Source organism: Asticcacaulis sp. (assembly GCF_020217185.1).
GTDB lineage: Bacteria > Pseudomonadota > Alphaproteobacteria > Caulobacterales > Caulobacteraceae > Asticcacaulis.
Window position 1 is genome coordinate 1 of the sequence record NZ_JAIWNX010000207.1, and the last position, 10,000, is coordinate 10,000.

Genomic DNA, 10,000 nt, shown 5'->3' on the forward strand with positions numbered 1-10,000 from the left:
CGCTCATCGGTGAGCGCCGCGCCCAGATCATCAAAATGGTCGAAGACGCCGCCGCCTCGCGCCCGTCGCTGAGCATCAACAAGGCGGCGTAAGCGCCCCCCCCAAACAACTCACTGCACTTTGCCCCTACTCTCTTCAACAGGGCGGGGGGCTGGGTGGCTATAGGCGGAGCACAAAGTGAAAGAGCGCCCACCGTAAATTTGACATGCGGTGGACGCTCGATGGTAGGCGGTTCTGATCGGGGGGGACCGTAATCATGCAAAACCGCCGTCGGCAGGCCGGGCCCGGAACCCTGATCGCCGTAGAACGTCATCATTCCGATCCCAAGCCCTCCAATCGCAACACGGCCTTCGCCACTCTGGACGGGCGATGGGGCCAAAGTCAGCGTAAGGGATTGGACGCGATTGGTTTTGACCTCAGACGTCACAAGTTGCGTCGGGAACGTCCCATCCTACCACAGCCGGGCCTGACAGACGCCCTCTTTGAGGAAATCCAGCGGGACGCTTACGGTGCGGCCCTCTTTATTGCTCATGGCCCTATGTACCAGTTCTCCCCCTTGCGGCGGGCCGTGACCATGAACTGTCCGATTACGAAATTATCTTGTTAAGCTGCCAACGGAGCGTGTGCAATGCGCAAACGATTTTTAAGCCTGACGCTGGCGCTCAGCGTGCTGTTTCCGGCCTATGGCGCGAAGGCAAAACCACCAGAAGGTGGCTGGGTCTTTGACGGTTCCCCCGACTATCCTGACTTCACCCGTGTCGTCATCAATAGGACGAGCGGCACACTCAGCGGCGTCATTACCTCACGCTGGTATGGCGACCTGCCGATGCAGGATCTGCGGGCCGCAGGCGATACGCTCGTCTTCAAAATCAACAACGGCAATCCCCGCCTCACCCCTTCGGATATTGTCATCACGGCGGACGACAAAGTCCTGCGCATGAAGGGAACCCTCTGGTATCAGAGCTTTGATATCACCGCGCACAAGGCCACAAAGACCGAACTGAAAGCCCTCGATTTCCCCACCTATCCACTGCCGCCCTATCGGGTCGTCGCTCAAAAAGCGCTGGCCCTTACCCCGCCTATGGGCTGGAACTCTTGGAACAGGTTCAACACAGAGATTGATGATAAGACCGTGCGCGAAATCGCCGATGCACTGGTTAGCAGCGGGCTGAAGGACGCCGGCTATGTCTATGTCAATATTGATGACGGCTGGCAGGGGAAGCGTGATGCCAACGGCGTGCTGCAGCCCAATGCCAAGTTCCCCGACATGAAGGCCCTGGCCGACTACGTCCATTCCAAGGGGCTGAAAATCGGCATCTATTCTTCTCAGGGGCCGAAAACCTGCGGCGGTTTTGAAGGCTCTTACGGCCATGTCGAACAGGATGCGAAGACGTTTGCTGAATGGGGTATGGATTACCTGAAATACGATCTCTGCTCCGGTGAGGCCTTTTACCATACCCGGGAAACCGTCTACGCCTCCTATCAGCAGATGGGCGAAGCACTGGCTGCAACCGGCCACGATATCGTCTTCAGCCTGTGTCAGTACGGGCGTTTCGATGTCGGATCATGGGGCAGAGATGTCGGCGGCCACCTGTGGCGCACGACGGGCGATATTGAGGACAATTACGCACGTATGGCGTGGATCGGCTTTGATGCCAGCGGCAAACCCAATCATACCGGCCCCAATGGCTGGAACGATCCGGACATGCTCGAAGTCGGAAATGGTGGCATGACCACAGACGAATACAAAACCCACATGTCATTGTGGGCCTTGATGGCAGCGCCGCTCCTCCTTGGCAATGACGTGCGGACCATGACGCCGGACACCGTGGCCATCCTGACCAACCGCGATGTCATCGCCGTCGATCAGGACACAGCCGGGGTGCAGGGCCTGCCGGTGAAAAAGGACGCAACGCACGAAATATGGACCAAGAAGCTAAGTGATGGCGCAACCGCCGTCGGGCTGTTCAACCGCTCTGATAAACCCATCACCATTACCGGATCGTGGAGTGAGATCGGCGTGGGTGGCGCCAAAGAGGTACGCGACCTCTGGGCACACACGCAGGCCCACGCCGAAACGGACTACAGCTACACTCTGCCCGCGCATGGCGCGGCTCTGCTGAAGGTCCACTGAAAACGAAAGCGGCCCCTCATGACACCGAGGGGCCAGATACGATGCCTGCGCCTCTGCTGCGCCTACTTCGCGTCAATCAGATGCTGATAGAAATAGCCGGTCAACCGGTTCCAGTAATAGGGCTGGTTCACATTGTGAGGTGTGTTGGGCAGGATAACCAGATCGTGCGGCTTGCCAGCCGCCGTCAGCGCCGCCGACAGACGCAAGGTGGCGGCCACCGGCACGTTATCATCGATGTCGCCATGAATCAGCATCAGATGGCCTTTCAGGTTGCTCGCCATCGAGATATTGGAGTTCTTCTCCCAGGTGGCGTCGTCGGCATTGCCCATGGTGGTTTCCGGCCACCACGCCTTATCCAGCCTCAGATCGTGATTGCCTGAAGAGGCCACCCCAACCTTGTAAAAATCCGGACGTCTGAGAACGAAGCGGGCTGTGTCATAGCCGCCGGCCGAGCCACCATAGACACCGACACGATCCAGATCGAAATAGGGGTATTTCGCCTTCATGGCCTTAAGAACATGGATATGGTCGTCAAGGCCGACCTCACCCAGATTCTGCCAGGCGGGCATGCGAAAGGCCTTGCCGCGCTGAGACGTGCCCGTCCCGTCAATGGTCACGACAATAGCCCCCAACTGCGCCAGGGCAGCGATGTTGGTGGGTACATTGCCGCCATAGGTTTCAGAAAAGCGGTGGGTCGTCGGGCCGGTATAGACATTTTCGATCACCGCATAGGATTTCGACGGATCAAAATGGGCCGGGCGATAGATGGTGCCATAAAGCTTGGTCTTGCCGTCTTCGGCCGTCGTTTCAAACACTTCGGGCAGGGTGAAGCCCGCTGCCAGCAAGGCACTGTGATCTGCCCGGCCCAACTCAAGGACAATCACACCGTCAGACGACCGACGCAGAACGGTCCGTGGGGGCTCAGACGGGGTGGACATGCGATCGATGACCCACTGTCCGTCTTCGGAGACGGTTGTGTCGTGATCCAGCGGTTCCGGCGTCAGATTGGCGATCTTACCCTCAAGAGAGACCTTGTACAGGCTGCGGAAATAAGGGTTTATGCCCGTTTCCCGACCGATACCCGTGATCAGGATCGGCCCGCCCTTGGCCACATGCGAAATGCCGGTAACCTCCCACTCGCCCTTTGTCAGGGCCTTGCCGCCGGAAGGATTGTCACCGTCTTTGATGAAATAAAGTTGCGCCCAGTTGCTGCGCTCGGAAATGATCAAATAACCGCCCAGTTCGGGGGCTGCACGCATAGCCGTAGACGTCACATAGACGTTTGGCGACAGGGCCTCACGCACGCGCACCTGCGCCTTGCCCGTCACCGGGTCAGCTTCGTAGAGATTGACTTCGCTATAGCCGCGCGCCTGCCACTCATAAACAATCTTCCCGGCCTCGTTGAACCACAGGTTCGGGTCCCCCGGCCACAGCAAGGACTGCGCGGGCAGGTCCGGCAGGGTAAGAGCCGGCTTGCCCTCAAGAGCGGCGGCGATATCTACAACCACAGGACGAATCTGCGGCACCTCTGTGGCCCCGGCGTTTGGATAAACATAGCTGAAGGTACGCGGGAAGCGGCTGCCCGGCGGATTGGGCTGTACCGCGTGCCAGATATAGCTCCCGTTGCGATCCAGACGATAGGTCAGAAGCCGTTTGGAATCGCCTGACCACTGCACCGACACGCGCATGTCGGGCGTCTCAGAATTGGCGGCCACCATGTCACCCAGTTGCGGATAGTTCTGGCCATAGCGGCGATCATAAACACCATCCGTGGTCAGGGCGGTCTCGCGGCCCGTCGCCACCTCAACCAGCCACAGATTGTAGTTGCGTGAAATGACCCGATACTTGCCATCAGGTGAAAGGACGCCCGTCTCTGCCGGGGCCTTCTCTGCGGCAGAAAGCTTGCCTGTGATCCGTTCATAACGCCATTCGCGACCGCCCGCATAAAAGGACAGGATGTCTTTGTCCCTGTCATATTGCGAGGGCGAAACCTCGAAGCCGCCGTCAGTCTTTAGACCCTGCGCCGCCAGAAGGGCTGTCAACGTGGATTCAGTGACCAGTTCGCTGACGCCCGACGTTTTCAGATCCACACGCCAGATGCGCCCTGCCCCTTTTGCGCCGGTGCGATAAACTACGCCCTGCCCGTCGCTCGTAAACTTTGCCCGCAGATCGAGGTCCGTGATCAGCGCGCGGACATTGGCCGCTGAAAACCGTTCCGCCTGAACGCGCACACTTGTAGGGACACCAAAGACCTCACTAACGGCCGCTGGGTCCGTAAGGGGGGATAGCGTCTGAGCAGAGGCCGCAACCGGCAAGGCAAAAGCACAAAGCGCCGCAACCGACGCAAAGGCGGTGAGGCGCGAAGAACGCAAAGACATGAGTAATTCCTTAGACCATAGAAATCATTCGACGATCGAAACGGTAACGGTTAGTTCGCCGGCATTATCGGCAAAGATATCGTCGTTCAGACCAAACTGCAGCTTTTCAGCGTTGGCCGGCACGGTGACCTCGAAGGCCTCACCTACCGAAAATGGCCGGGCAATCAGATGACCTTTGGCGTCGGTAAACACCCCGATCAACGCATTGAGGTGGACGGGATAGGACGCCGGATCAATGAACCGCGCCGGAAAGATAGAACCCGATCCACCCACCTGATCGGTCGCAATAAACGAGTCCTGACCGGCTGAGCCGAATTGCGGGCCACCGGGAATGGTCGAAGTGCCACCTATGGCCGTAATCCGCAGGGTTTGTCCGACCGCAAACTTCAGGCCCTTCACTTCGACCGGCTTTGTGCCGTCATTGCGACCGAAAGGGATGTTTGGATTTGCCTTCTGGCTCCAGGGCATGGACGTACCCGGCACCGTGACAGTGACAGACTCTGCCGCCTCCGCCACCGGACATCCGAGCAGTGCGAAACCCGTGATCAGACCTACCCACCGCTCCATTATTACCCGTTCCCCTTCTTAACCCGTAAGGCAGCCAAGCAAATGCCAACGAGAGGAGGCCATGAAACGGCTACGATGTCAAATACGTTATACGATATACCGAGTGATTGACAGCGATGTATACGAAGGCTCATAGTAGGCAGGATCGATTGCGTCGGAAATAAACCCATGAACGTCAAAGGCATATACAGGCTGGTTATTGTGGGCGGCGGAACAGCCGGCTGTATGGCCGCCGCGGCCCTACGGCGGAGCTTCCCTGCCCTGCCCTATACGGTGACTCTGGTCGAGTCGGACGAAATCGGAACGGTTGGCGTGGGCGAAGCAACAATCCCCCCCATGATCCAGTTCAACGAGATGCTGGGCCTTGACGAAAACGCCTTCATGAAGGCGGTCAACGGCACGTTCAAACTAGGCATTCGCTTTAAAGACTGGTCAGCACCGGGCAGTGACTATTTCCATCCATTCGGCGTCTATGGCGTCGATATGGGTGGGCTGAACTTCAACCACTACTGGATGCGCTATCATAAGGCCGGCGGCTCCGCGGATTTTGGCCTGTTCAATCCTCAGACTCTGGCGGCGCGCGCCAACCGCTTCGGGCGCATGAAGGAGATCAGTCCCAACGTCCCGGCCGTCAACTATGCCTTCCACTTCGACGCTTCGCTCTATGCACGCTATCTGCGTGATGTCTGCGTGCAACGGGGGGTGGTACGCAAAGAAGGCCGCATTACCGAGGTGCAGCAAAACCCGGACAATGGCGATGTCACCGCCGTTGTTCTGGCCAGCGGTGAGCGTATTGAGGGCGACCTGTTTATCGACTGCTCGGGCTTTCGCGGTCTGTTGATCGAGCAGACACTCAAAAGCGGTTATGAAGACTGGTCCAAATGGCTGCCGTGTAACCGAGCCGTGGCCGTTCCGTGCGATAAGGTCGATCCGCTGACGCCCTATACCACATCCACGGCGCGCGAAGCCGGCTGGCAGTGGCGCATCCCCCTGCAACATCGCACCGGCAACGGCTATGTCTTCTGCGACAGCTATCTGAGCGAAGAAACGGCCTCGGAGCTACTGATGCAGCGCCTTGATGGCAAGGCGCAGGCCGAGCCGCGCGTGATCCGCTTCCAGACCGGCCACCGAAAGCAGATGTGGAACCGCAACGTTATCGCCATGGGACTGGCCTCAGGCTTTCTTGAGCCGCTGGAATCGACCTCCATCTGGCTGGTGCAGGAAGCCATCGCGACGCTCCAGCTCTATTTCCCAAGAGGGACTATTACTGACAGCGCGCGGACCTCTTTCAATCGCGCCATGCTGGACGCCTATACCAATGTCAAAGACTTCCTGATCGCCCACTACAAGGTCACAACGCGCGAAGACACGCCCTTCTGGGCCTACTGCAAGCACATGGACATCCCCGACAGCCTGCAATTCCGCCTCGACAGCTTCAGGGAAAATAATCAGCCGCTCGTCCGCCCGCAGGACCTGTTCAAGGAAGCCAGCTGGTTTGCCGTGCTCGCCGGGCAGGGCCTGATGCCGCAGTCCTATCACCCCGGCGCCGACCTGATGCCCGAGGACGAATTCCGCTGGCGGATGCAGAAGGTTCGTGAAGGTACGACCGGTCTGGTCAACATGATGCCCGGACACGAAGCCTATATCGCAAAGACCTGCGCACCCCCTCACTTCATCAGCGTGTAGAGCGTTAATCCCCACCTGTCGCTCAAAGGAAAACCCCCGCTGTCTCCAGCGGGGGTTTTTTAGCATTCACCCGAGACTCGAAGGCGGGTTTCAATCCAATTGAACAAAACCCGGCTCAAGTCGGTTCCGGATCAGTAGCGGAAACGCGCGCTAAGCTGAACGGTACGGGCCGCAACCCGCAGACCTTGCGGCAGGAGATTGTCCTCACCCCAGGTAAGGCGCGTATTGTTCTCCAAAAGGTTCGTCGCTTCGAGGCTGAGCGTGACCTGCTTGATCGGCGTCCAGTTGACGGCAGCGTCCAGACGCGACGTTGGCTCCACATAAGGCGAGTACTCGGAGAACTCAGGCAGCGCCCACGCGCGGTACCGATCACGATAATTGTAGGCCAGACGGGCTGAGAGGCTCGGCGTATCGTAATAAAGTATGGCGTTGTAGGTGTACTTCGAGTTGCCGACCGCGTTATCATCGTCGCCCGGATAATCAATGCGCGCGACTTGATTGTACGTAAAGTTGACCTGCCCGCCAAAGTTTGCCCATTTTCCCGGCAGGAAGGTAAAGAAGCTTTGGGCATTGAACTCGTAACCTTGGAACTTACCGGGGCTGGCGTTACGAGGGCGCGAGACGTTGTAGAGCTTGCCGTTAATTGTCTCAGTTTCCACGCTGTCATAGATAAAGCCGTCAGGCTTCTTCAGGTAAGCCGCGAGCGAAACCACACCGCCGCGCCCAAAGTAGTATTCCAGAGACGCATCATAGTTTTGTTCACGGTTGGCCTTAAGCTCCGGGTTACCGCCCCATCCCCCGCCGACACCGCTCGCACCTGAGTCAAGGAAGGTGAAGGACGTGGCCTGATCAAAACGAGGACGCTGAACGTTTCTCGAGTAGGCCACACGCAACTGAAGTTTCGGCGTGAAGTGGAACACGGCGTGGGCACTGGGGATGAAGTCGTTGTAATCGCCCTTAGACAGGTTCGGTACCATAATCTGATCCGGCGTGCCGATGACGGCGGGCGTTGACGGATTATTGTCGTTATCGATCCAGTTGATAACGCGATTGTACGAGAAGATATCGCCCCAAGTATGGATCCAACGGCCACCAATCACGCCGTCCACCGGGATATTGCCAATGTTAAAGCCGTAGACGGCCTGAGCGTAGAGGGCGGCCGTATTTTCATTTGTTTTGAAGCTGCCCATCATACGCTCGGTCTGCACATTCGCCGTTGACCATTGCTGTGTCCAGGGGACCGCTCCCGTCACCGGGTCCCAAACGCCACCGCCGCCATAGGACGAGGTCGCCGAATTGGAAGCGAGGGCTCGAATCGCGTCAAAATTGGCCAGATAGTTATCCAGCGATAAACGATACCATTGCTGTGACTGAAAGCCCGGGACATCCGCGTAAATGGTCGCCGGGCTGGCGCCGCCTGGAAAATCTTTCAGTAGAATGGCCTTGGCGTCTGAGAAGCCGGCATAACGGTACCCGTAAAGGCGCTCACCCTGGCGATCGGTTTTACGAACCCCAAACTGCAGGTTACGGATGAGCCCATCATCGCTCAGGTGGTAGGTGGTATCGAGGGTAAACGCGGTTTCTTCGCTGTACTCGTAACCCTTACCGTTTTCGATCTCACGTACATAGTAGTTGTTGATGTTGCCGAAATCGAGGGCCTTCCCGCTCGCGTCGAGGAATTGCAGAGCCGGTCCGGGTTCAGCCATCGTATTCGAGGCGTAGTCGAAGTTGACGGCGGCCAGACCCTTCATACGCAGGAGTTGCTGGTACCAGTCGAGATCATACCGATTGGTGTCCTTCGAAACCGCTGCGCGGACCGTCCAGTGTTCACTGCGGTAATTGACTTCGGCATTCACGCGTGTGTTACGCGTCGTAATGATATTATCTCGGGCAAACGGTCCAACCGGCAGTATATTGCCGTCCGTAAGGTTCGGGTCGGTGGACGTAACCGACTTGATGGTTTTGTTGTCGGGCATAAACACGATATTGGACAGGACGCCAGGACTGTCTTTGATACGGGCCTCCAGGAAATCGTCCGCGCGACGCTCGTCCGCATTAAAGCCAGATGCCTCCAGCAGAAAATCCAGCTTATCATTCGCTCGCCACTGGAAGGCCGTGTTGTAAGACTTGCGTTCGACCTCGCCGTGCTGGATGCCGTTCTGCACCTTATAGGGCGCGATGATATCGCCCTGAGCCCCTGAGGGATTGGTGGCTAAACGATTGGCGGGCAGGCTGAGGCGCTGTGCGTCCCACCAGCGGAAATCGTAGGGTGTTTCGGAGGTGACCCACTGCTCATTATAGTTGTTTTTCTGATAGGAAACATTGAGCAGGAAGCCCATCTCGCCGACATTTGTATTGAAGCGACGGGCCACAAGAGCGCTGGCGTAGGGGCTTTCCGTACTCCCCACATTGGCCCAAACGTTTCGGACACTGCCTGCTAAGGTCCAGCCCTTGGGCAGGTCAAACGGACGACGCAGATCAACGTTAACCGTGCCGGCAATGCCGCCTTCGACCTGGTCAGCGGTGCGGTTTTTATAAACCTGAACCGATTTGAGGAGTTCGGCGGGGATGTCATTCAGGGATGCGGCACGGCCCAAACCGGTATTGTTCGGGGAACCGTTGAGGGTCGTCTGAACATCTTCCATGCCACGGATTTTCAGCCCTGTACCTTCACCGCGTTCCCGTTCGATCTGAACGCCGGTTATACGCGCGATGGCCTCGTTTACGTTGTTATCTGGCAGCTTGCCAGCATCTTCCGCGTCGACAGAATCAACAATCTGGGCGGATTTCCGTTTGCGATCGACGGCGGATTGCAAGCTCTTGCGCAGGCCCTTGACGATGACGACCGTTTCCTGATCATCCTCCGCTTGGGGTGTAGCCGCTTTCTCAGTGGCGATTTGCGCCAGCGCAGGCGTGCAGTACATAACCACGGCCAGCCCGGTCGCGGCCAGCATCCACTTTTTTGTGTTGAACGGGTGCATTTTCGTAAATCCTAACCACACGACACGGTCCCCTGACAGCGCGTCTCGGTAGAGAGAATTGGGCACGAAAAATCACATCCGTCAAAAATATTTTATACGATATACCTCCGTTCGATGACAATTTTATAAAAACAGACAATTCCTGTGCCTTTTCGGCCACAACCGCCCAATTGGATCAAATCGAGACGACTTCCGCAAAGCGGACATTTTATCAAAATAAATCATATATTTGAGATTTCAGCTTTCGGTCCAAA

At 57.4% G+C, this 10,000-nt stretch carries 5 protein-coding genes; 2 read left to right on the plus strand and 3 right to left on the minus strand.

The features are described 5' to 3' along the window. Window positions 1-628: 628 nt before the first annotated feature. A complete protein-coding gene (locus tag LDL37_RS10240) occupies window positions 629-2,134 on the plus strand; it encodes a glycoside hydrolase family 27 protein (protein WP_290797659.1) in 1,506 nt (501 codons plus the stop codon). Window positions 2,135-2,196: 62 nt separating this feature from the next. Here the strand turns inward: LDL37_RS10240 and LDL37_RS10245 are convergent, their stop codons facing one another. Together LDL37_RS10245 and LDL37_RS10250 are read right to left on the minus strand one after the other, a co-directional pair. Further along, a complete protein-coding gene (locus LDL37_RS10245) occupies window positions 2,197-4,512 on the minus strand; it encodes a prolyl oligopeptidase family serine peptidase (RefSeq protein WP_290797662.1) in 2,316 nt (771 codons plus the stop codon). A gap of 24 nt (window positions 4,513-4,536) precedes the next feature. Further along, on the minus strand, window positions 4,537-4,980 hold the full coding sequence (locus tag LDL37_RS10250) for a hypothetical protein (RefSeq protein ID WP_290797664.1): 444 nt from the start codon (window positions 4,978-4,980) through the stop codon (window positions 4,537-4,539). Window positions 4,981-5,247: 267 nt separating this feature from the next. On the opposite strand from LDL37_RS10250, the gene LDL37_RS10255 reads away from it, so the two are divergent. After that, window positions 5,248-6,765, plus strand: a complete 1,518-nt coding sequence (locus tag LDL37_RS10255) for a tryptophan halogenase family protein (protein ID WP_290797667.1) — start codon at window positions 5,248-5,250, stop codon at window positions 6,763-6,765. A 131-nt stretch (window positions 6,766-6,896) separates the two neighbouring features. Here LDL37_RS10255 and LDL37_RS10260 read toward each other — a convergent pair whose 3' ends face one another. Continuing rightward, window positions 6,897-9,746, minus strand: a complete 2,850-nt coding sequence (locus LDL37_RS10260) for a TonB-dependent receptor (RefSeq protein WP_290797669.1) — start codon at window positions 9,744-9,746, stop codon at window positions 6,897-6,899. Between the last annotated feature and the right edge of the window lie 254 nt (window positions 9,747-10,000).

Coding starts and splice junctions, on each gene's coding strand:
- LDL37_RS10240 (WP_290797659.1), top strand. CDS start 629: ATGCGCAAACGATTTTTAAGCCTGACGCTGGCGCTCAGCGTGCTGTTT.
- LDL37_RS10245 (WP_290797662.1), bottom strand. CDS start 4,512: ATGTCTTTGCGTTCTTCGCGCCTCACCGCCTTTGCGTCGGTTGCGGCG.
- LDL37_RS10250 (WP_290797664.1), bottom strand. CDS start 4,980: ATGCCCTGGAGCCAGAAGGCAAATCCAAACATCCCTTTCGGTCGCAAT.
- LDL37_RS10255 (WP_290797667.1), top strand. CDS start 5,248: ATGAACGTCAAAGGCATATACAGGCTGGTTATTGTGGGCGGCGGAACA.
- LDL37_RS10260 (WP_290797669.1), bottom strand. CDS start 9,746: ATGCACCCGTTCAACACAAAAAAGTGGATGCTGGCCGCGACCGGGCTG.